The 25497-nt window shown below is 67.2% G+C and carries 20 protein-coding genes and 1 pseudogene; 16 read left to right on the top strand and 5 right to left on the bottom strand.

From position 1 onward, the window contains the following. The first annotated feature begins 9 nt into the window (after positions 1–9). The 16 genes and pseudogenes from BLT78_RS03530 (at position 10) to BLT78_RS03455 (ending at position 19047) form a co-directional block, all read left to right on the top strand. Positions 10–1530 carry a sigma-54 interaction domain-containing protein gene (locus tag BLT78_RS03530; protein WP_090352116.1) on the top strand — a complete coding sequence of 507 codons (1521 nt, stop codon included), beginning with the start codon at positions 10–12 and terminating at the stop codon, positions 1528–1530. A 17-nt stretch (positions 1531–1547) separates the two neighbouring features. Beyond that, positions 1548–3842: a type VI secretion system Vgr family protein gene (locus BLT78_RS03525; RefSeq protein ID WP_090347646.1), complete on the top strand. Its 2295-nt coding sequence runs from the start codon at positions 1548–1550 to the stop codon at positions 3840–3842. Next, complete coding sequence (locus BLT78_RS03520; RefSeq protein WP_231975688.1) at positions 3839–5323, top strand: hypothetical protein; 1485 nt, start codon at positions 3839–3841, stop codon at positions 5321–5323. The genes BLT78_RS03525 and BLT78_RS03520 overlap by 4 nt, the downstream gene beginning before the upstream one ends. After that, a complete protein-coding gene (locus tag BLT78_RS03515; RefSeq protein WP_331715141.1) occupies positions 5320–6285 on the top strand; it encodes a PoNe immunity protein domain-containing protein in 966 nt (321 codons plus the stop codon). The genes BLT78_RS03520 and BLT78_RS03515 overlap by 4 nt, the downstream gene beginning before the upstream one ends. A gap of 44 nt (positions 6286–6329) precedes the next feature. After that, a complete protein-coding gene (locus BLT78_RS03510; protein WP_090347644.1) occupies positions 6330–6464 on the top strand; it encodes a type VI secretion protein in 135 nt (44 codons plus the stop codon). A 23-nt stretch (positions 6465–6487) separates the two neighbouring features. Further along, positions 6488–6757 (top strand): annotated as a pseudogene (locus BLT78_RS03505) (FHA domain-containing protein); the annotation flags it as partial. 419 nt (positions 6758–7176) lie between these two features. Then, on the top strand, positions 7177–8724 hold the full coding sequence (locus tag BLT78_RS03500; protein WP_090347643.1) for a hypothetical protein: 1548 nt from the start codon (positions 7177–7179) through the stop codon (positions 8722–8724). A 1-nt stretch (position 8725) separates the two neighbouring features. Further along, the gene (locus BLT78_RS03495) at positions 8726–9688 is read left to right on the top strand and encodes a PoNe immunity protein domain-containing protein (RefSeq protein ID WP_090347642.1); all 963 of its coding nucleotides are present in this window, start codon (positions 8726–8728) and stop codon (positions 9686–9688) included. A gap of 44 nt (positions 9689–9732) precedes the next feature. After that, positions 9733–9867: a type VI secretion protein gene (locus BLT78_RS03490; RefSeq protein WP_090347641.1), complete on the top strand. Its 135-nt coding sequence runs from the start codon at positions 9733–9735 to the stop codon at positions 9865–9867. A gap of 22 nt (positions 9868–9889) precedes the next feature. Continuing rightward, on the top strand, positions 9890–11089 hold the full coding sequence (gene tagH, locus BLT78_RS03485; RefSeq protein WP_090347640.1) for a type VI secretion system-associated FHA domain protein TagH: 1200 nt from the start codon (positions 9890–9892) through the stop codon (positions 11087–11089). Positions 11090–11097: 8 nt separating this feature from the next. Beyond that, positions 11098–11583 carry a type VI secretion system lipoprotein TssJ gene (gene tssJ / locus BLT78_RS03480; RefSeq protein ID WP_090352112.1) on the top strand — a complete coding sequence of 162 codons (486 nt, stop codon included), beginning with the start codon at positions 11098–11100 and terminating at the stop codon, positions 11581–11583. A 3-nt stretch (positions 11584–11586) separates the two neighbouring features. Then, positions 11587–12918 (top strand): type VI secretion system baseplate subunit TssK, encoded by a 1332-nt coding sequence (gene tssK / locus BLT78_RS03475; RefSeq protein WP_090347639.1) that lies wholly within the window; start codon positions 11587–11589, stop codon positions 12916–12918. 5 nt (positions 12919–12923) lie between these two features. Then, the gene (icmH, locus tag BLT78_RS03470) at positions 12924–13790 is read left to right on the top strand and encodes a type IVB secretion system protein IcmH/DotU (protein WP_090347638.1); all 867 of its coding nucleotides are present in this window, start codon (positions 12924–12926) and stop codon (positions 13788–13790) included. 18 nt (positions 13791–13808) lie between these two features. Further along, positions 13809–17339: a type VI secretion system membrane subunit TssM gene (gene tssM, locus BLT78_RS03465; RefSeq protein WP_090347637.1), complete on the top strand. Its 3531-nt coding sequence runs from the start codon at positions 13809–13811 to the stop codon at positions 17337–17339. Beyond that, positions 17339–18070, top strand: a complete 732-nt coding sequence (locus tag BLT78_RS03460; RefSeq protein WP_090347636.1) for a PP2C family protein-serine/threonine phosphatase — start codon at positions 17339–17341, stop codon at positions 18068–18070. The genes tssM and BLT78_RS03460 overlap by 1 nt, the downstream gene beginning before the upstream one ends. Beyond that, positions 18067–19047: a serine/threonine-protein kinase gene (locus tag BLT78_RS03455; protein WP_090347635.1), complete on the top strand. Its 981-nt coding sequence runs from the start codon at positions 18067–18069 to the stop codon at positions 19045–19047. The genes BLT78_RS03460 and BLT78_RS03455 overlap by 4 nt, the downstream gene beginning before the upstream one ends. On the opposite strand, the gene BLT78_RS03450 is transcribed toward BLT78_RS03455, so the two are convergent. From BLT78_RS03450 to zwf, 5 genes are all read right to left on the bottom strand, one after another. Next, entirely contained in the window at positions 19035–20660 is a 1626-nt protein-coding gene (locus BLT78_RS03450; RefSeq protein ID WP_090347634.1) for an NADP-dependent glyceraldehyde-3-phosphate dehydrogenase, read from the bottom strand. The two genes, BLT78_RS03455 and BLT78_RS03450, sit on opposite strands and share 13 nt — an antisense overlap. Beyond that, positions 20657–22276 carry a pyruvate kinase gene (gene pyk / locus BLT78_RS03445; protein ID WP_090347633.1) on the bottom strand — a complete coding sequence of 540 codons (1620 nt, stop codon included), beginning with the start codon at positions 22274–22276 and terminating at the stop codon, positions 20657–20659. Before pyk ends, BLT78_RS03450 begins: the two co-directional genes overlap by 4 nt. A gap of 197 nt (positions 22277–22473) precedes the next feature. After that, positions 22474–23163, bottom strand: coding sequence for a bifunctional 4-hydroxy-2-oxoglutarate aldolase/2-dehydro-3-deoxy-phosphogluconate aldolase (locus BLT78_RS03440; RefSeq protein ID WP_172830760.1), 690 nt, complete (start codon positions 23161–23163; stop codon positions 22474–22476). Between the two features lie 17 nt (positions 23164–23180). Then, positions 23181–23897 carry a 6-phosphogluconolactonase gene (gene pgl, locus BLT78_RS03435; protein WP_090347632.1) on the bottom strand — a complete coding sequence of 239 codons (717 nt, stop codon included), beginning with the start codon at positions 23895–23897 and terminating at the stop codon, positions 23181–23183. Beyond that, positions 23884–25353, bottom strand: a complete 1470-nt coding sequence (gene zwf / locus BLT78_RS03430; RefSeq protein ID WP_090347631.1) for a glucose-6-phosphate dehydrogenase — start codon at positions 25351–25353, stop codon at positions 23884–23886. Before zwf ends, pgl begins: the two co-directional genes overlap by 14 nt. Positions 25354–25497: the final 144 nt, after the last annotated feature.

The raw sequence follows: 25497 nt of genomic DNA, 5'->3' as shown, positions 1-25497 counted from the left end.
GCCACGGCGCTGCTCGCCAGCGTCCCGCAGCCCCTGCGCTACGCCGAGGCTCTGCTCGGCCGCTATGCCAGTCTCGCCCATGCCGCCAGCAGCGAGGCGCTGCTCGGCGCTCTGGTCCAGGCGGCGGCACAGCTGTCCGGCGGCGAGCTCAGTCAGCTGTACCTGCTCGACGACAGCCATACCCACCTGCATCTGGCGGCCGAATGGCTCGACGGCCTGAGGCAGCCGCGCGAGATGGCCAGCCTGCCGAGCGACTATCGCGACGAGCAGTTGCTGCAGTACTGCCTGTGCCAGAACCGCGAACTCAGCCTGAGCCGACTCGACGGCGGCATGCTCGACAGCAGCTTCCTGCCCCCCGCCTCGCAGTCCTGGGGCAGCCTGCTGTGCCTGCCGCTGCGCGACGAACAGCGACACTGCCGCGGCCTGCTGCTGGTCGCCAGCCAGCGCCCGCTCGAGCTGCAGGGCTACGCCGCCTCGCTCGGTCAGCTGGGCGCCTTCGCCCTCGCCCAGCGCCAGCTGCTGCAGCGCCTGCGCACCCGCCAGCCCGGCGAGGAGAGCGACGCCCCAGCGACCGCCTCGGCCCCGGCCGCCGGCAGCTACGGCCTGATCGGCGACAGCCCGCGCATGCGCGGCCTGTACCGGCTGATCGGCAAGGTGCTGCACAACCCGGTGAACGTGCTGGTCCGCGGCGAAACCGGCACCGGCAAGGAGCTGGTCGCCCGTGCCATCCACGATTGCGGCCTGCGGCGCGCCAAGCCGTTCCTCGTGCAGAACTGCGCCTCGCTGCCGGAACACCTGCTGGAGAGCGAGCTGTTCGGCTACCGCAAGGGCGCCTTCACCGGCGCCGAGCGCGACCGTGCCGGCCTTTTCGACGCCGCCGACGGCGGCACCCTGTTCCTCGACGAGATCGGCGACATGCCCCTGCCCCTGCAGGCCAAGCTGCTGCGCGTGCTGCAGGAAGGCGAGGTGCGCCCGCTGGGCTCGACCTCCACCCACAAGGTCGACGTGCGCATCATCGCCGCCACCCACCGCGACCTGCACGCCCTGGTCGGCGAGGGCCGCTTCCGCGAAGACCTGTTCTACCGTCTGTCGCACTTCCCCATCGAGCTGCCGCCGCTGCGCGAGCGCGACGAGGACATCCTGCGCCTGGCCCGTCACTTTGCCGAACAAGCCTGCGCCTTCCTGCAGCGCGACCCGTGCCGCTGGTCCGACGCCGCCCTGGAGCGTCTGGCCAGCTACGCCTTCCCCGGCAACGTGCGCGAGCTGAAGAGCATCGTCGAGCGCGCCGTGCTGCTCTGCGAGGGCGGCGAACTGCTGCCCGAACACCTCAACCTGCGCCACGACGACGACGCCGGCGACAGCACCCTGTGCCTGCGCGAGCGCCTCGAACGGGTGGAGCGCAACCTGCTGCTCGACTGCCTACGCAGGAACCGCGGCAACCAGACCCACGCCGCCCGCGAACTGGGCCTGCCACGGCGCACCCTGCTGTACCGCATGGACAAGCTGAACATCAGCGCGAGCGATATCTGAGGCTCAGGGAGAAGAGCATGTTCAATCCAGCCAACCAAGCCCACTTCCGCCTGCACATCGACAGCGTCGAGCACGATCTGCAGGTCCTCGAATTCCACGGCCGCGAGGCCATCAGCCAGCCCTGGCGCTTCGATCTCGAACTGGTCAGCGAGCGCCCCGACCTCGATCTTGAGGCCCTGCTCAACCGGCCGGCCTTCCTCGCCTTCGCCGCGGACGGTAGCGGGGTGCACGGCCTGGTCCAGCGCATCGCCCAGGGCAATTCCGGCCAGCGCCTGACCCGCTATCGCCTGAGCCTGGTGCCGCGCCTCGCCTACCTGGCCCAGCGCAGCAACCAGCGCATCTTCCAGCACCTGACTGTGCCGCAGATCGTCGGCCGGGTACTGGAGGAGCACGGCATCCTCGAGGGCGACGGCTACCGCTTCCAGCTCGGCCCGACCGTCTATCCCCCACGCGACTACTGCGTGCAGTACGCCGAGTCCGACCTGCACTTCGTGCAGCGCCTGTGCGAGGAGGAGGGTATTCACTACCACTTCCGTCACAGCCCGGACGCTCATGTGCTGGTATTCGGCGACGATCAGAGCGTGTTCCCCCGGCTGGCGCCGGTGAGCTACCAGCAGGACTCCGGCCTGGTCGCCGACACTCCGGTGGTCAAGCGCTTTGCCGTGCGCCTGGAGCCGCGCACCAGCCAGGTCACCCGCCGCGACTACGACTTCGCGCAGCCGCGCCTCACACTGGAAAGCGCGTTCGCCAGCGAGTTCGCCCCGGACCTGGAGGACTACGCCTACCCCGGTCGTTTCACCGAGCGCAGCCGCGGCAAGCACCTCTCCCGCCGCGCCCTGGAGCGTCACCGCGCCGACTACCAGTTGGCCGAGGGCACCGGCGACCAGCCGCTGCTGCGCAGCGGCCACTTCCTCGACCTCGGCGAGCATCCGCGCGGCGAGTGGAACCAGCTGTGGCTGCTCGGCGAAATCCACCACGAGGGCAAGCAGCCGCAGGTGCTGGAGGAATCGGTGACCAGCGCTACGACCAGCAGCGACGGCTTCCAGCAGGGCTACCGCAACCGCTTCGTCGCTACGCCCTGGGACGCGCCCTACCGCCCGCCGCTGGCCCATCCCAAACCGCGCCTGTTCGGCAGCCAGAGCGCCGTGGTCACCGGGCCGCCCGGCGAGGAAATCCACTGCGACCAGTACGGCCGCGTCAAGGTGCAGTTCCACTGGGATCGCGAAGGGCAGGCCGACGACACCACCAGCTGCTGGCTGCGGGTATCGAGCAGTTGGGCCGGCGACCGCTACGGCGGCATAGCTATCCCGCGGGTCGGCATGGAAGTGCTGGTCAGCTTCCTCGAAGGCGACCCCGACCAGCCGCTGGTCACCGGCTGCCTGTACCACAAGGAACACGTCGTCCCCTACGACCTGCCGGCCCACAAGACTCGCAGCGTGTTCAAGACCCTCAGCAGCCCAGGCGGTGGCGGCTACAACGAACTGCGCATCGAGGACCGCCAGGGCCAGGAGCAGATCTACATCCACGCCCAGCGCGACTGGGACCAGAACATCGAGCACGACCAGAAGATCCGTGTCGGCCACGAGCGCCACGACACCGTCGAGGCCAACAGCTACAGCGAGTTCAAGGCCGAGGAACACCGCACCACCCACCTCGACCGCAGGAGCGAGGTGCACGCCAGCGACCACCTGACGGTCGGCAACCAGCAGCACGTGAAGATCGGCAGCGGCCAGTTCGTCGAGGCCGGCAACGAGATCCATTACTACGCCGGCAGCAAGGTGGTGATCGACGCCGGCCTGGAGCTGACCGCCAAGGGCGGCGGCAGCTGGCTCAAGCTCGATCCGAGCGGCGTCAGCCTGAGCGGCGCGACCATCCGCATCAACTCGGGCGGGGCCCCGGGGAGCGGTTCGGGCATTCAGATACTCGGCCCGCTGATTCCGGGAGCGGCGGATACGGACAAGGCCGGCAACCTAATCGATAGCGCCAAGGCCAATACCACCTGGCTGGAGCTGAACCTGCATCACGACAACCTCGAACCCGTTCCTCACGCCCCCTATCGCGTGGAGTTCAGCGATGGCTCGGTCAGGGAAGGCACGCTGGATGAGAAAGGCTTCGCCCGGCTCGAAGATATACCGCCCGGCCCCTCGAAGATCTACTACGGCGAAGATCCGCGCAGCTTCGAGCTGGAGCCCATCAAGGCAGTGAAAACCAGCCGGCGCGACCTGGAGGAAGACCTGCGTCGCATCGGCCTCGACCCCGCAACCCTCGACATTGACGAGCTGATCGCCCGCGCCTCAGGACGACTGGTATGAGCGACATGGACCACTACGACGAAGACCTCGAACTGAACGAGGACGAACAGGAACTCGATCCGCAGGCACAACGCCAGGCCGCCTATGCGGAAGCCGTAACCGAGCTGGCCAAGGGCATCGCCCTCGGAGCCGTGCCCTTCCTGGGCCAGGCCATCGACGCCTATGACACCGTCGAGTCGGCGATCCGGGTCTATCAATCGAAAACGGCGTCCACCAAGGAGGAGGCCCAGTTCGATCTGGTGCTGGCGATCATCGGCTGGATTCCGGGCCCCGGGGATGGCGTGAAGAAGAGCCTGCGTCTGGTCAACAGCGACCCAGAGCGCTTCGCGCAGGTGCTGTTCGACTTCCTGCGCTTCGTGCTGGAAGAGTGCGGTATCCGAACCAGTCCGGAGGAGCTGTTGGCCAAGATCTTCGATGCCGGTGCCCTGCGCACCCAGCTCGACGAGATCATCGAGGGTGTCAGGGACTCCGGTGCCTTCGAGGCGCTACCGAGCTCACTGCAACGCAGTGTCATCGATGTGCTTGTGATTGCCCGCGACAACTTGCCGAGCATGCTGGGCATCGTCGAGCGGCGCCTGCTCAAGTGGCACAGCAAGCAACGCAACAGCTCTGCGACAGTCTCCGACAATGGCCAGCCCGCCGTCGGTATCAAGCCCAGGGGCGAGGCGCGGGACAACGCCGACGGCAAGGACAGCCCAAGCCAGGCCGGCCCCGACAAGATAGATGCCCAGAAGACGCGCCAATTCCCGATCGAGGGGATCGACAACGCCATCCTCAGCGTCGCCGGCGAACATATCGCAGATTACTACTGCTACGAGAAGCTCGGCTGGGGTAGCGGCTGGGAAGCCCATGATTTGGGCGGCGCGGGCCAATGGACAGGCGCCAAGCCCAGCGCGCTGGTGGCCGGCAAGCTGTCCCGCGGCGGCAGCCCGAAAGACCACCATAAGCTGTTCAAGCTGACCGATCCCTCGTTCGGCACCGGCATCGATGCGGTCTGGTGCGCCAACGGCTGCGCTCACAACGACGGCAAGCCCTTCGCCATCGTCGACGCCAAGGCCAGCGTCAGTGGCAAGAAGCCCAAATATATGAGCAATCCGGGTAATACCCGCAAGCCGCGCATTTCCGGCCTGCTGGAGGGCAGTGGCAGTGGGCGCAGCCGGATAGTGCAGATGAGTCATGAGTGGATTGAAAAAAACATCAAGAGATCCGCTCCTAAAAGAACAGCAGAAGCCATCACCGAAATATTACAAAGCGGGGATTTCAACTACTCGCGACAAATATTACACACCCCAGCCTATTCACATTCATTACTGACGCACCTGGGAGCAACTTTTAAAAACGGATCACCTGACTTACACGACGAACATAGAGCCCTGCATTACTCCGACAGCGAAGTAAAGAAACTTGTTAACCGCGCCAAGGATCGAGAAAAGAAAACCGCCGAGTACGCTGGGGCACCCGGACTGAACAGGGAAGCATGATGGAAATAATAAATAATCGCCGCCAGCCATTTGCGACCGAAACGTACGCTAAAGCAATGATTAGATTGACTGAAGAGAGCTGTCAAAAAATATATGGGTACTTCCCCAACCCTGCAATCCACGTTAACAACAAAGCCATAAAAGCGTCTAGTCTCATTACAAATTACTGCGACATGCTGCTGATGCTTTATACGGCAGGGTATGCCATTGAAAACCTCACATCCAACTTAGAGCCATTAATTGCTGCTTATGAGAGAAAGCGCGAGTTTGACATTCTCGCCTACGGCAGTGATGAAGTCTGCGCCGGCTTCGGCGAGAACGACGACTACGAGCAGTTTCTGCAAACCCTCAGCCTGTGCATCCTGCTCGGCCGTGGTGAGCTGATTCCGCGTCTCTCCGCCATCTTCGACCGCGACAACAAGGGCCAGGATGCGATCTACGAAACCCTGCTCTCCTTCTACGACGACAGCCGCATCAGGACCGATGACCTGCTGTTCAAGCGCCCCTACGCCGGCCTGCTCAAGGTCATTCGCGCCTCCACGCCCGAGGAAGCCAGCAAGCTGCTGGATAAGTACTGCAAGGACTGGTACCCCGCCTTCAAGAAGGCTCCCTGGTACGACTCGCACCTCAGTATCGACGGCGACGATGGCAGCTACAGCGGCTACTGGGCCTTCGAGGCCGGTGCCATCGCCTTCCTATTCAACATCGACGACAGCCAGATCGACCACATGGTCTACCCCAAGGACATGGTCGCCTACACGCGCAACTTCATCCCACCGGCTGGCTCGACGCAGATCGGCCGCGTCGAGGCCGGCCAGCCCTGCCCGCGTGCCGGCTACTGGTTCACCCCGGCGCAGGCCAATTCCCGCCGTCACTTCCAGCAAGGCGAACTCATGCCCAGCTTCACCGTTTCCAGCTGGGGCGACACGCTCTGGTACTGGTCCGGCGAGGAGTCCGCCTGATGCCAACAGCCCATTTACTCCTCTCAACCGGAAGAGCGCCCGCCATGCTGCACCGCCTCTACCCCGCCGCCCTGCTCGCCCTGGCCCTGTGTCTGGCCGGCTGCAGCGGCGACTACAAGTTCAGCGACGACGATTACCGCCCGCTGGGCGAAGCGCCAATAGAGAAGCGCGGCCACTGACCGCGCCAAGGAGTACCGCAACCATGGAACTGGTTTTCGAGATGGTCAGCGCCCAGCAGTTCACCGCTGGCATGTTGACCAGCAAGACCTTCAAGCAGGCCGGTGGCGTGATCGGTCGCGCCGAGGACTGCGACTGGGTGATCCCCGATCGCAAGCGCATCCTCTCCGGCCACCACGCCGAGGTGAGCTATCGCGAAGGCGCCTTCTACCTCACCAATACCAGCAGCAACGGCATCCAGCTCAAGGACAGCGGCGCCAGCCTGAGCGGCGCGACCATCCGCCTCAACTCGGGCGGGGCCCCGGGGAGCGGTTCGGGCATTCAGATACTCGGCCCGCTGATTCCGGGAGTGGCGGATACGGACAAGGCCGGCAATCTAGTCGATAGCGCCAAGGCCAATACCACCTGGCTGGAGCTGAACCTGCACTACCCGAATCTGGAGCCCGTGCCTCATGCAGCGTACCGCGTCGAGTTCAGCGACGGCTCGCGACGCGAAGGCCAACTCGATGCCCAGGGGCATGCCCGCTTGGAGGATGTGCCTATCGGGCCGGTCAAGGTCTATTACGGCGAAGACCCGCGCCCCTATTCACGCCACGCGATCAAGAGCGTACGAGCCACCGGAGAGAAGATTGAAGAAGATCTGCGCAAACTCGGCCTTGAGCCGGATGCAATCGATCTGCAGGCCCTTATTGAACAGGCCGCCGGGAGGATGATGTGAAGCAGAGCAACGACCACTACGAACACGCGGATCGCCGGGCGGCCTACGAAGAAGCCGCAATCGACCTTGCCAAGGGGATTGCACTTGGCGCCGTTCCCTTCCTCGGCCAAGCCGTCGACGCCTGGGACACGGTCGCGTCTGCCATACGCCTCCACTGGGAAGACTCCGCAGCCGGCAAGGAGGACGCCCAGTTCGACTTGCTGCTGGCGATCATCGGCTGGGTGCCCGGCCCCGGTGACGGCGTCAAGAAAAGCCTGCGGATCGTCAATCGCGACCCTCAGCGCTATGCCCCGGTGCTGTTCGATCTGCTGCGCTTCGTGCTTCAGGAGTGCAGGATCAAGACCAGCCCGGAAGCCCTCCTCGCGCAGATCTTCGATTCCGCTGCACTGCGGGCCGAACTGGATGAGGTCATCGCGGGCGTAAAGGAGTCGTCTGCCTTCCAAAAATTGCCGCCACTGGTGCAATCGGCCGTGTTGACCGTTCTTGCCGGTGCCCGCGACAGCATGCCGACCATGCTCGGCATCGTCGAAACTCGCCTGAACAAGTGGAAACACCTGCAGCGCAACAGTGCGGCAAGCAGCATCGGCAGCAGCAAGCCGGCCGTGGGACGAAAACCCGCCAGTCGAGATAGCCAGACAGTCGATGGCGCCAGCCGCGCCCGCAACAACAGTGCAGACCACTCCAGACTCGGCCAGCAAAGCCTGGCCAAGCTCACCAACGAGGGGCTTGGCGTTAGCGGCGAACATATCGCCGACTACATCTGCGCTTATGAGCTTGGTTGGGGCAAGGACTGGGCTGGCCACGACTGCGGGGCAGACGGGCAATGGCAGGCGGGTAAGCCGAGCGCGAGCAAAATGGGCAAGCTGTCAAAGGGCGGCAATCCGAAGACCCCGCATGTGCTCTACAAGCTCACCGATGGCGCCAATGGCACGGGAATCGACGCGGTCTGGCGTGCCGACCCAAGCACCAACAACGGCAAGCTGTTCGCGATTGTCGAAGCCAAGGCCAGCAAGGAGGAAGATGCGCCGAAGTTCATGCGCAAAACCCAGAATACCCGCAAGCCGAATGTCGCTTCAAAGCTGGGGGTTTCCGGACTTCCCGATCCAAGCGAGCTGCTTGAGCCGATTGAGGAAGAGACCGATATATCCGCAAGGCCAGGCAAGAAAGTGAGTGGAAAGAGAGCGAACGGAAACTCCGGCACAGAATTTACCAAGAAGAAAAACCAACCCGCAAAAAAAGGGAAAACCATTCTTGTACAAATGAGCAAGGAGTGGATCAGGGAAAACATCCAATCCTCCGTCCATTACTCTTTGGCCGAACAAGTTCTCAGCTCATACAGCCGACATCTATTTTATTCACCGCGCTATTACACCACTGTCGAAGCGCACATCACCGCCAGACTGAGCAGCGGCAGCGCGCAAGACCATGCCGAACATGCGGCCATCCATTACCGGGAGCAAGAGGTCAAATCCGCTGCAAACAAACGCAAGCGCGCCTTGAGCAAACAGTATGGCGACCATCCCTCACTGAAAGAGGAGAATTGAGATGGATTTCCCCCAAAAAAGACGACAGCGCTTTCTTAGCAAAGCGCACTACATGGCCATCTCAGCCTTCTATGATCAGCAAGAGGCCTACTGGCTAACCAACGATATGGAGTCCGACTCCCCCGAGCAGGAGGCCGCACTCAAATCTCGGCACATCCAGGCCGGCTCACTCTCAAGAATCATCCTGACGTATACCGCAGGAGAGACTATTGAAGAGATCTCTCCTAGACTGGAGCATCTGATTCAAAAGTACGAAGAATATCAAAAAAAATCTGCACTTTACGAAGCAACCCCCAACATCAGCCCTCTGGCGATTGACGACTGGGCATATCAATACGAGGAATGCGTTCAGGTAATCAGTCTGTGCATCCTGCTGCACCGCATCGACCTGCTTAAGCGTTTCGTCGCTCTGATCGACAACGCCGGCTATGCGGGCGAAGACACCCTATACGAAGACTTACTCGCGAAGGTTCTTCCCGATCGCCATGACGTAGACGAGTGGTACCACGATGTCTATACCCCCCTGATTCGCGCGACCTACGTGGAGAACAAGGCCGACGCCGCTCGCTTGCTCAAGGAGTATTGCAACCAGTGGTATCCCGCCTTCGCGCAGGCACCCTGGCATGACTCGCATCTGGATGGCGAAGAGGGCTCCTACGTCGGCTACTGGGCCTTCGAAGCCGGCGCCATCGCCTTCCTCTACGGCATCGACGACAGCCAGATCGACCACATGGTCTACCCCAAGGACTTGGTCGCCTACGCGCGCAACTTCATCCCACCGGCTGGCTCGACGCAGATCGGCCGCGTCGAGGCCGGTCAACCCTGCCCGCGTGCCGGCTACTGGTTCACCCCGGCACAGGCCAATTCACGCCGTCACTTCCAGCAAGGCGAACTCATGCCCTGCTTCACCGGTTCCAGCTGGGGCGACACGCTCTGGTACTGGTCCGGCGAGGAGTCCGCCTGATGCCAACAGCCCATTTACCCCTCTCAACCGAAAGAGCGCCCGCCATGCTGGACCGCCTCTACCCCGCCGCCCTGCTCGCCCTGGCCCTGTGTCTGGCCGGCTGCAGCGGCAATTACAAGTTCAGCGATGACGACTACCGCCCGCTGGGCGAACCGCCAATGGAGAAGCGCGGCCACTGACCGCCCAAGGAGTACCGCAACCATGGAACTGGTTTTCGAGATGGTCAGCGCCCAGCAGTTCACCGCCGGCATGTTGACCAGCAAGACCTTCAAGCAGGCCGGCGGTGTCATCGGCCGCGCCGAGGACTGCGACTGGGTGATCCCCGATCGCAAGCGCATCCTCTCTGGCCACCACGCCGAGGTGAGCTATCGCGACGGCGCCTTCTACCTCACCGATATCAGCAGCAACGGCATCCAGCTCAAGGACAGCGGCGCCAGCCTGAGCCGCGGCCAGCCGCAACGCATCGAGCACGGCAACGTCTACTGCCTCGGCGACTTCGAGATCCGCGCCCGGCTGGTGCGCGATCCGGCGCTGTTCGAAGGCGATATCGGCCGGCCTGTGCCGGCCGGCAGCATCATCCCCGACGATGCCTTTCTCGACCTCGACCCGCTGACCGCGTTGGAGCAGCAGGAACAGCTCTACGCCGAGGTCGACGAGCTGGCCCTGCTCACCCGGCCGCGCCAGTCGATGGCGCAGGCGCCACAGCGCGACTACGCGCGCATCGACATGGAAAGCCTGCCGCTGCCGGAGCTGGTGCCACCGACCAACGCCGCCGAGCCGGCCCCCACAGCCCGGACGGTGCCGCTGCCGGAACAGTTCTGGCAGCGCTACGGCGAGGCGCTGGGCATCGATCTCGGCGGTCTCGACGAGGAGCAACGCGAGGCCGTGGCCCTGCAGGCTGCACGGCTGCTACGGCAGAGCGTCGGTCACCTGCAACAGACCCTGCGCACCCGCAGCGAGCTGAAGAACGAGCTGCGCCTGGCGCTGACCACGGTGCAGAACGTCGGCAACAACCCGCTCAAGCATTGTGCCGACGCCGAGGAAGCCCTCGCCGCCCTGCTGCGCGGCGGTAAGCCCGGCCAGCTGCCCGCCAGCCAGGCACTCGGCCGCGCCTTCCGCGACCTGCAGGCCCATCAGGTGGCCCTGCTGGCCGCCAGCCGCGCGGCGGTCAAGGGCGTGCTCGAGCAGTTCGCACCGGAACAGCTGACCCTGCGCTTCGAGCGCGAGCACAAGCCGCTGCTGGCCACCGCCGGCAACCGCTGGCGCGCCTACCGCCGCCTGCACGCGGCTATGACCCGCGACAAGGAGTGGAGCGAACGCCTGCTGGCCCGCGACTTCGCGCGAACCTACGAAGAACAGGTGCGCCTGATCGCTACCCTCGACACCGACCTGCAAGGATGATGATGCACATGCCCCGCCTCCTGCCCCTGGCCCTGCTGCTCGCCCTCGGCGGCTGCTCGGCGCTGTCGCCCTGGTCCGAGACGACCAAGCTGGACCTCACCCTGGCCGGCAACGACCGCCTGAACCCCGACCTCAGCGGCCGCCCCTCGCCGATCGTGCTGCGTCTGCTCGAACTCAAGCACCCGGCGGCCTTCGAGAACGCCGACTTCTTCACCCTCTACCAGCGCTCGAAGGAAACCCTGCAGCCGGATCTGGTGACCAGCGAGGAGCTGGAGCTGCGCCCTGGCGAAACCCGCACGCTGAAGCTGTCGGTGCAGCCGGGTAGCCGCTACCTCGGCGTACTGGCCGCCTATCGCGACCTGCCGGACAGCCGCTGGCGGCTGGTCGTCCCGCTACAGGAGCAGCAACACAACCGCATCGAGCTGGACTTCGACGCGCGCGGCATCCACCCGCGCGATGCCGCCGACGAGAAGAACGCCAAGGACGAGGACTGAGCCATGAACCAGCACAAGGTGGTCTGGCAGGAAGGCATGCTGCTGCGCCCACAGCACTTCCAGCAGAACGACCGTTACTACGAGCACCAGCTGAAGACCCGCACGCAGAAACTGGGCCACTACGCCTGGGGCTTCTTCGCCCTGGAGATCGACCGCCAGTTCCTCAACATGGGCAAGCTGGTGGTCAGCCAGGCCAGCGGCATCCTTCCCGACGGCAGCTTGTTCGAGATCGACGGCAGCCGCGAGCCGCTCGCCGTCGACGTGCCGCCGAACACCGGCAACACCCCGGTATACCTGGCCCTGGCCTTGGTCACCGGCAACCACATCGAGAGCCGCCGCCCCGAGCAGAAGGACGTGCTGGCCCGCTACACCGCCTGCGACGAGGAGGTCGCCGACTCCAACGCCGGCGACGGCAGCAGCAGCCAGGTGAGCACCGCGCGCCCGGACTTCCGCCTGCTGCTCGGCGAGCAGCGCAGCGACCAGGCCTACGTCCGGCTCAAGCTGTGCGACATCCTCGACACCACCCCGGACGGGGTGATCACTCTGGATGCCGAGTTCATCCCGACCTTCATCGACTTCCAGGCCTCCGGCTACCTGCTGTCCTGCCTCAAGGAAGTGATCAGCATGCTCGGCCATCGCGGCGACATCCTCGCTGAGCGCATCCGCGCCACCGGCAAGGTCGGCGGCGCCGAGGTCGGCGACTTCCTGATGCTGCAGCTGATCAACCGCCACGAGCCGGTGCTGCGCCACTACCTGGGCCTCGAGCGCGCCCATCCCGAACAGATCTACCGCGAGCTGCTCGGTCTGCTCGGCGAGCTGGCGACCTTCTCCAGCGAAAGCAAGCGCCCGCGCCTGGACGGCCGCTATCAGCACAGCGACCAGGGGCTGAGCTTTCGCAAGCTGATGGACGCCATCCGCCAGGTGCTGTCGATGGTGCTTGAGCAGCACGCCATCGAGCTGGTCCTGCAGCAACGCCAGTACGGCATCCAGGTGTCGCCGCTGCACGACCACCAGTTGCTCGGCTCGGCCTCCTTCGTGCTCGCCGCCAGCGCCCAGTGCGACTCGGAGGAGCTGCGTACGCGTCTGCCGGCGCACCTCAAGGTCGGCCCGGTGGAACGCATCCGCCAGCTGGTCAACCTGCACCTGCCGGGGATCAAGGTGAAGCCGCTGCCGGTGGCGCCGCGGCAGATCCCCTTCCATGCCGGCAAGACCTACTTCGCCCTGGAGCTCAATTCCGAGGAGCTGGCCCAGCTGGAGCGCTCCGGCGGCTTCGCTTTCCACGTCTCCGGCGAATTCGCCGAGCTTGAACTGAAATTCTGGGCGATCAGGAACTGACCTATATGAACCGCGCAATGGACCATGCCAGGGACGACCGCACTGTCATCCTCAACCGCGGCGGCGAGGCCGCGGCCCACAGCCCGCTGACCGACTTCGCCAGCCCGCCGAAATACGAGCAGCTCGAGGAGCGGATGATCTACGCCGCCCGCCTGCGCCCGGCGGAGAGCTTCAACCTCAGTCTCAATCCACTGGTCGCCGCCGCCTCCGCGCTGCTCTCCGAGGTGGTGCGCCTCAAGCACAGCCTCACGGCCGAGGATCTGCACGAGCTCAACCAGCACCTCGGCGATGAACTCAAGTTGTTCGAGCACCGCACCCTGCACGACGGCGCCGAGAGCAGCCAGGTGATGGCCGCCCGCTACGTGCTGTGCACGGTGCTCGACGAGGCGGTGGTCACCACGCCCTGGGGCAACGAGAGCGAGTGGACACAGATGAGCCTGCTGTCCTCCTTCCACAACGAGACCTTCGGCGGCGAGAAGTTCTTCCAGCTGCTCGAGCGGCTGACCCGCAACCCGGTCAAGCACCTGCCGATGCTCGAGCTGATGTACCTGTGCCTGGCGCTCGGCTTCGAGGGCAAGTACCGCGTGCTGCCGCGCGGCATGCTCGAGCTGGAGGCGATCCGCGACAGCCTGTACCGGCAGATCCGCCAGTTGCGCGGCGACGTGCCGCGCGAGGTGTCGCCGCACTGGCAGGGCCTCCGGGACACCCGCCGCCACCTGGTGCGCATCGTGCCGTGGTGGCTGGTGGCGCTGTTCACCCTGGCCTGCCTGACGGTGATGTATGGCGGCTTCGCCTGGGTGCTGGGCGAACAGCGCGACAGCGTATTGCAGACGTATCAGACCCTCTCCGGCAACGCCGGCGAACAGCAGTGATTCAGGGATGAATGCAGCATGAAAGATTTCTTCGCCCGCCTGGGCGCCTTTTTCCGCAAGACCTGGGTATGGAGCCTGTGCCTGTTGCTGGTGCTGGCCCTGCTGATCTGGTTCGCCGGTCCGCTGCTGGCGGTCGCCGAACACAAGTTCTGGGCCTCTGCCGGCAGCCGGCTGCTGAGCATCGCCGCGCTGTGCCTGCTGTGGGGACTGTTCCTGGTATTCAGCAACTGGCGCGCCACCCGCCGGCAAAAGGCCGAGGAAGAGGACGAGGTTGCCCAGGAACGTCTGCGCCGCGATGGCCTGATCAGCGAGGAGCAGAGCATCCTGCAGCAGCGTTTTCGCGAAGCCCTGCGCACCTTGAAGAGCTCCAGCCTGTATGGCGGACATAGCGACAAATGGCGCAGCGAACTGCCCTGGTACCTGCTGATCGGCCCGCAGGGCAGCGGCAAGACCTCGCTGCTCGACTTCTCCGGCCTGGACTTCCCGCTCAACCGTGACGAGGCGCAGCGCCTGACCCGCGACGTCACCGGCACCCGCCATGCCGACTGGTACTTCGCCGAGCACGCCGTGCTGATCGACACCGCCGGCCGCTACCTGACGCAGCCCGACACCACAGTCGACGGCAGGGCCTGGGACACCCTGCTCGGCCTGCTGCGCAAGCGCCGCGCCCGCCCGCTCAACGGCGTGCTGGTCAACATCCCGGTCGAGCGCCTGCAGGACGGCAACGAACCGGAGCTCGAGACACTGGCGCGACAGGTCCGCCAGCGCCTGCAGGAGATCCACCGGCGCCTGGGTGTCGAGGTGCCGGTCTATCTGGTCCTGAGCAAGGCCGACCAGGTGCTCGGCTTCGACGAATTCTTCGACCAGCTGTCGCGCGAGGAAAGCGACCAGGTGCTCGGCGCCAGCTTCCGCCGCGAGCAGGACGGTACCGATGCCGGCGTGGTGCGCCAGGAGTTCGAGGAGCTGCTGCGCCGCCTGAACAGCCAGGTGATCCAGCGCATGCACCAGGAGCGCGACACCCAGCGCCGCGGCCGCATCCTCGACTTCCCGCACCAGCTGGGACAGATCGGCGAACGCCTGTGCCTGTTCGTCGAGCTGGCCTTCGCCGGCAACCGCTACCAGCGCGCCAGCCAGCTGCGCGGCTTCTACCTGACCAGCGCGCCGCAGCTGGAAGCCCAGCTCGACCCGCTGACCGCCGGCATCGGCCGCAACCTCGGCCTGCGCGGCAGCAGCCTGCCCACCCTGCGCAGCGGGCGGGCGCGCTTCATCCATCACCTGCTCAGCCGGGTGATCTTCCCCGAGGCCGATCTGGCCACCCTCGACCAGCAGGAAGTGCGGCGCATCGACTGGGGCCAGCGCGCCCTGTACGCCGGCGCCTTCGCCTGCCTGGCGCTGTTCGGCCTGGTCTGGGCCGGCAGTTTCTCCGCCAACCACGGACGCCTGGAACAGCTGCGCGAGATCGCCGCAGAAGCCAGCCGGACATCCCGCAGCGCAGACGACGTCCGCCAGATGCTCGGGATTCTGGACAGTCGCCATGCCGCCACCCGGGTATTCCCGGCGAGCGCCGACGCCGCCTGGCGAGAGCGCGCCGGTCTCTACCAGGGCGAGGCAGTCGATCCGCTGCTGCAGGCCGCCTACCGCCGCAGCCTGGAAAACCTGCTGCTGCCCCGCGTGGCAAACCAGCTCGAGGCGCAGATCCGCGCCAACCTAGGCGACCGCGAACGCCTGCTGGGCAGCCTGCGCGCCTACCTGATGCTCGGTATCGAGGAGCGCCGCGACGGCGCCTATCTGAAGGACTGGCTGGCTGCCGACTGGTCGCAGCGGCATGCCGGCGACGCCGCCCTGCAGGCCGGCCTGAACGGCCACTTCGCCCGCCTGCTGGAAGGAACCTTCAGCCCTTGGACGCCGAATGCCCGACTGGTGAGCCAGGCACGCGAAGTGCTGCGTCGCGAGTCGCTGGCCAGCGTGGTGTACCGCATGCTCCAGGAGCAGGCGCGCAGCCTGCCGGACTACCGCCTGGAGCAGAAGCTGGGAGCGCAGGGCGTCCTGCTCGGCGGAACCGACTACCCGATCCCCGGCTTCTACACCCAGCGCGGCTACCAGCAGTACTTCATCGCCCAGGGCAGCAGCCTGGTGCGCGACATCCTGCGCGACAACTGGGTACTCGGCGAAGGCGAAAGCCTCAGCGCCAACGACCTCGGCCGCCTGATGGTGGAAATGGAGCAGCTGTACTTCCGCGATTACGCCAGCCACTGGAGCGAAGCGCTGAATCTGCTGTCCCTCGACCAGATCGCCGACACCCGGCAGGGCGCCGAGCAACTGGCCGGGCTGACCGCGGCCAGCTCGCCGCTGCTGGCCCTGCTGGTGGAAGTGCGCGACAACACCCGCTTCGCCGGCCTGGCCAGCGCCGCCGACGAGGCCGCCGATGCTGCCGAAGCGCTCGCCGACAAGGGCGGCAAATCCGCCAAGGCCGCACAACTGGCCGCCGCCGCAGCCCAGAAGACCGAAGCAGCCGTGGCGCAGGACCTGCCGGATACCGCGCGCAGGGCCCTGGAACGCCGCTTCGCACCGCTGCACCAGCTGCTCGACGACAACGGCGGCCCTGCCCCTGGGCTGACCGCCGCCTTCCAGGCCATGGATGCCCTGCAGCTGCAGCTCGCCGGGCTGAGCCACGCCAGCGCTCCGGACCAGGCCGCCTTCGAGCTGGCCAAGGCGCGCATGGGTGGCCAGCGCGACGCCTTCAACCAGCTGCGCACCAGCGCCAGCCGGCTGCCCCGTCCGCTCGGCGAATGGCTGACCCTGCTCGCCGAAGACAGCTGGCTGCTGGTGCTCGACGGCGCCTACGACCACCTCAACCAGCGCTACCAGCACGAGCTGTACACCTTCTACCAGGGCTCGCTGCGCCAGCGCTATCCGTTCAGCGCCGACAGCCAGAGCGACGTCGCGCTCGCCGACTTCCGCGAGTTCTTCAAGGCGCAGGGAGTGGCCGACCGCTTCTTCGAGCGCTATCTCAAGCCGTTCGTCACCGGCAGTGCCGGCGAGTATCAGCTGCGCCGCGTCGACGGCCACGGCCTGCCGGTATCCGGCGAGATCCTCGCGCAGATGAACCTGGCGCAGAACATCCGCCGCAGCTTCTTCGCCGAGGATCCCGCCGAGCCGCAGGTCCGCTTCAAGCTCGAACCCTACTCGCTCGACTCGAGCCTCGGACGCGCCGACTTCCGCTTCGGCGACCAGCAGCTGGAGTACCGCCACGGTCCGATCGTGCCGACCGCCTTCCACTGGCCGGCCGAGGCCGACGGCGGCCAGACCAGCCTGGTGCTGGAGGAACTCGGCGGACGCAAGGTCGGCATCCGCCAGGACGGCGGCCCCTGGTCGCTGTTCCGCCTGCTCGACCGAATGCAGGTGGACTACCACCGCGGCCGCGACGTGCTGATGGTCAAGGCCAGCATCGACGGTCTGCAGACCAGCTACCTGCTGCACAGCCAGCGCGCGCCGAATCCGTTCGACCTCGCCCGGCTGCGCGACTTCCAGCTGCCGGCGGCGCTGTGATGACAGCGGCCATCCCGGGCTGGCGCAGCGCCGCGCGCAGCGAGACCGGCAAGGTGCGCGCCGGCAACGAGGACGCCGTGCTCGACCGCCCGCAGCAGGGACTGTGGGCGGTCGCCGACGGCATGGGCGGTCATCGCGGCGGCGCCCTGGCCAGCCGGCTGATCGTCGACGGCCTCGCCGAGTTGAGGCTGGCCGGCAGTCTGGCCGCGCGCCTCGGGCAGGTGCGCCAGTGCCTGCATCGTCTCAACCGTCACCTCGGCCAGACGCCGACGGTGACCGCCGCCTGCCCCGATCCGGTGATCGGCAGTACCGTGGTCGCCCTGCTGATCGAGGCGCAGCGCGCGGCCTGCGTGTGGGCGGGCGACAGTCGCTGCTACCTGTGGCGCAGCGGCCGCCTCTACCAGCTGACACGCGACCACTCGCTGGTGCAGCAACTGATCGACGAGCAGCGGATACCCGCGGAGCAGGCCGCCACCCATCCGGCGGCCCATGCGCTGACCCGCGCGGTGGGCGTCGGCGAGGCGCTGGCCCTGGAGGTCGTCGAACTGGACGTGCTGCCCGGCGACACCTTCCTGCTGTGCAGCGACGGCCTCTACCAGGATCTGGCGCCCGAGGCGCTCGGCAGCGCGCTCGCCCTGCCTTCCGCCGCGCTGGCCGTGCGCCAGCTGTTCGACCGGGCCCTGGACGGTCCGGCGCGCGACAACCTGAGTGCCGTGGTGATCCGCCGATGAGCCCCGCTGCCTGCAACCAGACCTACTTCGCCTTCGCCGCCGGCGCCCAGCCGGCGGTCAACCCGCAGGTGGCGCCGCCCCCCGGTCCGCTGCCGGATCTGCTCAGCGGACGCTACCGCATCGAACGGCTGCTCGGCGTCGGCGGCATGGGTGCGGTGTACCGCGCCCGCGACCTGCTGCGCGAGCAGTTCGGCGACCCCGAACCCTGGGTGGCGCTGAAGACCCTCAGCGAGGAGTTCAGCGCCTACCCGGACGCCCACGCGCTGCTCTACGGCGAGTACGCCCTGACCCTGCGCCTGCGCCACCCCCACGTGATCCGTCCCTACGGCTTCGAGGTCGACGCCGCGAGCCGCCGCGCCTTCATGACCCTCGAACTGCTCAAGGGACCGACCCTCGACCAGTTGCAAGACGAGCATCCCCACGGACTGCCCTGGCCCGCGCTGCGCGACGTCGCCATCCCGCTGCTGGAGGCGCTGGCCCATGCCCACGGCGCCGGCGTCCTGCACGGCGATCTCAAGCCCGGCAACGTGATCCTTGCCGAGGACGGCCTGCGCCTGTTCGACTTCGGACTCGGCCAGTCACTGGAGGGGGCGCTGGACGGCCTGCCGCGCCTGAGCCGCGAGCGCTTCGTCGCCTGGACACCGGGCTATGCAGCCCCGGAACTGCTCGACGGCGAACCGCTGTCCGCCGCCGCCGATCTGTACTCCCTCGCCTGCCTGCTCCACGAGCTGGCCGGCGGCAGCCATCCCTTCGGCCGGCTGGACGCCCGCGAAGCCCGGCAGCAACGCCTGGACCGCCAGCTGCAGCGTCCGGGCAATCTCCCGGCGCCGTGCTGGCCGGCCCTGCGCACCGCGCTGGCCCTGGATCCCGGCCAGCGCCGTATCGATGCCGCCGGCCTGCTAGGCAGTTTCCGGCAATGCACGCCTGGACGCCTGCAGCGCTGGTGGCGGCGGCTGGCCCCGGCTCAGAAGATGTAATCGGTGCTGATGAAGCTCGACTGGCGGTTGCGGATGATGTCGCTGATCAGCTCCTTGTTGTCCGGCTGGAACCGGGTCGCCACCAGGGTGCGGATGGAGAACACGCGCAGGGCGTCGTACACCGACAGGGTGCCTTCCGCCGAGTTCTTGCGGCCGTTGAACGGGAAGCTGTCCGGGCCGCGCTGGCACTGTGCGTTGATGTTGATGCGTCCCACCTGGTTGACGAAGGCGTCGACCAGCCGGCCGACCTGCTCGGGGTCGTTGCCGAAGATCGACAGCTGCTGGCCGTAGTCGGACTGCAGCACGTAGTCGATCACCTCCTCCAGTTCGCGGAACGACACCACCGGCACCAGCGGGCCGAACTGCTCCTCGTGGTAGACGCGCATCGCCGGCGTCACCGGGCTGAGCAGCGCCGGGTAGAAGAAGCTCTGCCGGTGCGCGCCGCCGCCGGGGTTGACCACCCGCGCGCCCTTGGCCAGCGCGTCGGCCAAGAGGCCGTTGAGGAACTCCACCTTGCCCGGCTCCGGCAGCGGGGTTAGCGCCACGCCGTCGTCCCAAGGCATGCCCGGCTTGAGCGCGGCCAGTTTGGCGCTGAACTTCTCGAGGAACGGCTCGAGCACTTCCTCGTGGACGAAGAGGATCTTCAGCGCCGTGCAGCGCTGGCCGTTGAACGACAGCGCGCCGGTGATCGCCTCGCTCACCGCGTTGTCCAGATCGACCTGCGGCAGGACGATGCCCGGGTTCTTGGCGTCCAGGCCGAGCGCGGCGCGCAGGCGGTGCGGGCGCGGATGCAGCTTCTTCAGGTCGCTGGCGCCCTTGTGGGTGCCGATGAAGGCGAACACGTCGATCTTGCCGCTGGCCATCAGCGCGCTGACCGTCTGGCGGCCACGGCCGTAGATGATGTTGATCACGCCCGGCGGGAAGCTGTCGCGGAACGCCTCGAGCAGCGGGCGGATCAGCAGCACGCCGAACTTGGCCGGCTTGAACACCACGGTGTTGCCCATGATCAGCGCCGGGATCAGGGTGGTGAAGGTCTCGTTCAGCGGATAGTTGTAGGGGCCCATGCACAGCGCCACGCCCAGCGGCACGCGGCGGATCTGGCCGAGGGTGCCCTGCTCCAGCTCGAAGCGGCTGGAGCGGCGGTCCAGCTCCTTGAGCGCCTGGATGGTGTCGACGATGTAGTCGCAGGTGCGGTCGAACTCCCTCTCCGAATCCTTGAGGTTCTTGCCGATCTCCCACATCAGCAGCCGGACCACGCTGTCGCGCTGCTCGCGCATGCGCGCGAGGAACCCCTCGACGTACTGGATGCGCTCGGCCACGCGCAGGGTCGGCCACAGGCCACGGCCGTGGTCGTAGGCCGCCACCGCGGCGTCCAGCGCCTCCAGCGCGGCCTCGGCATCCAGCAGCGGCGTGCTGCCCAGCACCACCTGCTCGTCGCCCTGCTCGGTGGCGAGGAACACCGGGCTGCGCACCGTGGCCAGCGGCCCCTCCCAGCGACGCAGCGCGCCGTTGACCAGGTATTCGCGCTGCTCGATGGGCGCGCCGAGGCGGTAGCGCTCGGGGATCGCGTCCATGCTGGGGAACAGGCTTTCGAGTTGGCTTGCGGTGGTCATGAACGAGCCTCCAGAGGCGGTTGCGCGCCGCAGCGCGGCGGGAAAGTCGATACGGCGCCGGCTTCCACGGCGCCCGGAGCGAGCAGCTCCTGCTGCTCCGCGCACTCGGCGCGGATGTCGAAATCGCGCGGCAGCGCCGGCTCGCCGTCAGCGTCCGACCGCTCGGCGAGGCCGGCCAGCAGCTCGCCGACCCGGGCGATGCGCAGGGTGTCGGTGCCGCCCGGGGTGTTCTGGTCGCCGGCGGTGATCAGCACGTGGTCGGCGTCGGCGAGCAGGCCGCGGCGCACCAGCTCGGCCACCGCCTGGCGGTTCACCTCGGCGTCGGCAAAGCGCGCGGCGTCGAAGGCGATCGGATGCACGCCGCGGAACAGGGCGACGCGGTTCTGCGTGCGCGGATGGCGCGAGAAGGCGAAGATCGGCAGCGGCGAGCGGATGCGTGACATCAGCCGCGGCGTGTCGCCGCTCTCGGTCAGGCAGATGATCGCCCGCACGCCTTGCAGGTGGTTGGCGGCGTACATCGCCGACATGGCGATCGACTCGTCGATGCGCTGGAACACCCGGTCGACGCGGTGCCGCGAGCGGTGGGTGTGCGGGTGCTTCTCGGCGCCGAGGATGATCCGCTGCATGGCCTGCACGGTCTCCACCGGATAGGCGCCGGCGGCGGTCTCGGCCGACAGCATCACCGCGTCGGTGCCGTCGAGCACCGCGTTGGCGACGTCGAACACCTCGGCACGGGTCGGCAGCGGCTGGCTGATCATCGACTCCATCATCTGCGTGGCGGTGATCACCACCCGGTTCGCCGCCCGCGCGCGGTCGATGATCAGCTTCTGCGCCGCCACCAGCTCGGCGTCGCCGATCTCCACGCCGAGATCGCCGCGGGCGACCATCACGCCGTCGGAAACCGCGATGATCTCCTCCAGCACCGCCGGGTCGGCGACGGTCTCGGCGCGCTCGATCTTGGCGATCAGTCCGGCCGAACCGCCGGCCTCCTCCAGCAGGCGGCGGGCCAGGCGCATGTCGCCTGCATCGCGCGGGAAGGACACCGCCAGGTAGTCGGCCTGCATCTGCGCCGCGGTGCGGATGTCGGCGTGGTCCTTGGCGGTCAGCGCCGCCGCCGAGAGGCCGCCGCCCTTGCGGTTGATGCCCTTGTTGTTGGACAGCGGGCCGCCGACCAGCACCTCGCAGACCACCCGGCGGCCGTCGACGCGCAGCACCTCGAGTTCGATGCGGCCGTCGTCGAGCAGCAGGATGTCGCCGGGGCGGCTGTCCTCGACCAGCGCCTCGTAGTCGATGCCGACCGCGTGCTGGTCGCCGGCGCGCTTGTCCAGCCCGGCGTCGAGCACGAAGGTCGTGCCCTTGTGCAGCTGCACCTTGCCCTGCGCAAAGCGGGCGATGCGGATCTTCGGCCCCTGCAGGTCGGCGAGGATGGCCACGCAGCGGCCGTGCCTCGCGGCCAGTTCACGGACCAGCGCGGCGCGGGCGAGGTGCTCCTCGGCCTGGCCGTGGGAAAAGTTCATCCGGACCACGTCGACCCCGGCGCGGACCAGGCCCTCGATGGCCTCCGCCGTGGCGGTTGCCGGGCCGAGGGTGGCGACTATCTTCGTTCTGCGCAGCATGGCGTCTCCCGGAAAGTTGCTCGAACGGCGGGCGGCACAGCCGCCCGCTCTGTACTCAGCTTCAGGGCAATTGCATGAATGGCTTCCGAGCCTAGTCAACCCGCTGAAGGGGCGAATTCATTCGCCCAGGCACCCTGCCAAGGCGAATGAATTAGCCCCTACGGACCGGGAACTTGGCTTCATGCAATTGCCTGTACTCAGCCCAGCATGTGCAGGGCTTCGGCGCTGGCGGTCTGGATGCGCTCCCAGTCGCCGTTGCGGATCCACTCGCGGTCGAGCATCCAGGTGCCGCCCACGCACATCACGTTGGGCTGCGCCAGGTAGCTGCGCGCGTTGCCGGGGTGCACGCCACCGGTCGGGCAGAAACGCAGGTTGCCGAACGGCCCGGCGAAGGCCTTGAGCGCGGCGACGCCGCCGCACAGCTCGGCGGGGAACAGCTTGAAGCGCCGGTAGCCCTGGGCGTAGCCGAGCATGATCTCGGAGGCGCTGCCGATGCCGGGGATCAGCGGCAGCGGGCTGTACACCCCGGCGCGCAGCAGCTCGGGCGTGCTGCCGGGGGTGACGATGAACTGCGCGCCGGCCGCCTCGGCCTCGGCCAGCATCAGCTCGTCGAGCACGGTGCCGGCGCCGATGCACAGCTCCGGGCGCTGCTCGCGCAGCAGGCGGATGGCGGCCAGGCCGTATTCCGAGCGCAGGGTGACCTCGAGGGTGCGCAGGCCGCCGGCGGCCAGGGCGTCGGCCAGCGGCAGGATGTCCGCCTCGCGCTCGATGGTGATCACCGGCAGGATGCGCGCGGCTTCGCAGAGGCGGTCGATCAGGGCGATCTTGTCGGTCATGCTCGGCACGGCTTCGCGCTGGCTGGCCCGACGGCTGGAGAGAATGCTCATGGGACTGTCCTTCGGGCTCAGGGGCACCAGTAGAGTTCGAGGGGAAGGTTGAGGAAGGCGCGGATCGGCATCTGCTGCGCGTCGCCGCCGGCCAGCGCGTCGCGCAGGGTCGCCAGCTTGCCCTGGCCCTGCAGCGCCAAGAGGCGCAGGCGGGCGCCGGCGAGCAGCGGCAGGGTCAGGCTGAGGCGCTGGTGTGGCACGCCGGGCGCCAGCATCGGCAGGCAGCGCGCCGCACAGGCGGGGTCGAGCGCTTCGGCCAGCTGCGGGCTGCCGGGGAACAGCGAGGCGGTGTGGCCGTCCTCGCCCATGCCCAGCACCAGCACGTCGATCGGCTGCGGCAGCTCGGCCAGCGCCCGATCGGCGAGGTCGGCGGCCTCGGCCAGGCTGGCCGCCGGCCGGTACAGGCCGACGAAGCGCGCGGCGGCCGCCTCGCCCTGCAGCAGATGGCGGCGCACCAGGCCCTCGTTGCTGTCGGGGTGACCGACCGGCACCCAGCGCTCGTCGGCGAGGCTGACCACCACCTTCGACCAGTCCAGCGGCTGCGCCGACAGGCGCTTGAAGAACTCCACCGGGCTGCGCCCGCCGGACACCACCAGGGTCGCCCGGCCGCGTTCGGCAATGGCCGCACGCAGCGCATTGGCCACGGCCAGCGCCAGTTCGCCAGCGAGCTGCAAGGGGTCGCTCAGGGTGAAGCCGATGACCTGCGCCGGCAGGTCGAGATTACAGATCGCCATACCAGCTCCTGCCGTCACGGGTGATCAGGGCGATGGAGGCCATCGGCCCCCAGGTTCCGGCCGCATAGGGCTTGGGCGGATCGCCCTGCTGGCGCCAGCCGGCGATCAGCTGGTCGCACCACTTCCAGGCGTACTCGATCTCGTCCTTGCGCACGAACAGGTTCTGCTGGCCCTTCATCACCTCGAGCAGCAGGCGCTCGTAGGCGTCGGGAATCCGCGCGCTGCGGTAGGTGTCGGAGAAGCTCAGCTGCAGCGGGCCACTGCGCAGCTGCATGCCCTTGTCGAGGCCCTGGTCCTTGGTCATCACCTGCAGGGAGATGCCCTCGTCCGGCTGCAGGCGGATGATCAGCTTGTTGCTGATCAGCGGGCGCTGTTCGGGGGCGAAGATGCAGTGCGGCGGCTCCTTGAAGTGGATGACGATCTGCGACAGCTTCTGCGGCATGCGCTTGCCGGTACGCAGGTAGAAGGGCACGCCGGCCCAGCGCCAGTTGCGGATCTCGGCGCGCAGGGCGACGAAGGTCTCGGTGTCGCTGCGGGCGTTGGCGTTGTCCTCCTCCAGGTAGCCGGGCACCGGCTTGCCGAGGATGCTGCCGGCCACGTACTGACCGCGCACCACCTGCTGGCCGAGCTGCTCGGGAGCGATCGGCGCCAGCGCCTTGAGCACCTTGACCTTCTCGTCGCGGATGCTGTCGGCCGACAGGTCGCTGGGCGGGTCCATGGCGATCAGGCAGAGCAGCTGCAGCAGGTGGTTCTGGATCATGTCGCGCAGCTGGCCGGCCTGGTCAAAGTAGCCCCAGCGGCCTTCGATGCCCACCTGCTCGGCCACGCTGATCTCCACGTGGGAGATGTGGTTCTGGTTCCACTGCGTCTCGAACAGGCTGTTGGCGAAGCGCAGGGCGATCAGGTTCTGCACCGTCTCCTTGCCCAGGTAGTGGTCGATGCGGTAGGTGCGGTTCTCCGGGAAGTGCGCGGCGACCGCCTCGTTGACCGCCCGCGACGAGGCCAGGTCGTGGCCGATCGGCTTCTCCAGCACCACCCGCGTGCGCCCGGCCAGGCCGCTCTGCGCCAGGCCGTTGCAAATCGCGCCGTACACCGCAGCGGGAGTGGCGAAGTAGGCGATCAGCCGCTCCACCGGGCCGAGCCGGTCGGCCAGCACCGGGTAGTGGTCGGCGCAGAGGAAGTCCATCGCCAGGTAGTCGAGGCGCGCCAGGAAGCGTTGCAGCGCGCCCTCCTCCAGCTCGCGCGCCGGCACATGGCGCTGCAAACCGTCGGTGATGGTCGCCAGGTGCGCGGCGGGGTCGCCGTCGTCGCGGGCCAGGGCGAGGATGCGCGTCGCCGCCGGCAGCAGGCCGGCGCGATCGAGCTGGTAGAGCGCCGGGAACAGCTTGCGCAGCGCCAGGTCGCCAAGGCCGCCGAACAGGGCGAGGGTACAGGGTTCGATAGCTTGCGGGGTCATGGTATTTGTTCTTCTATCAAACATGCGTTCATGAATACACCTGATGAATCGTTTCATCAATAAAAATGTAGTAATAAAACTACATTTCTTCAGAGCCGATATTCCGGTGGCCGCCCCCCGAGCCGCTCAGTACGATAGGCCACC

Origin of the sequence: Pseudomonas oryzae (assembly GCF_900104805.1) — a bacterium.
GTDB classification, from domain to species: domain Bacteria; phylum Pseudomonadota; class Gammaproteobacteria; order Pseudomonadales; family Pseudomonadaceae; genus Geopseudomonas; species Geopseudomonas oryzae.
The sequence above is the reverse complement of the archived record's forward strand: the minus strand, read 5'-3'. Positions and strand labels throughout refer to the sequence as shown.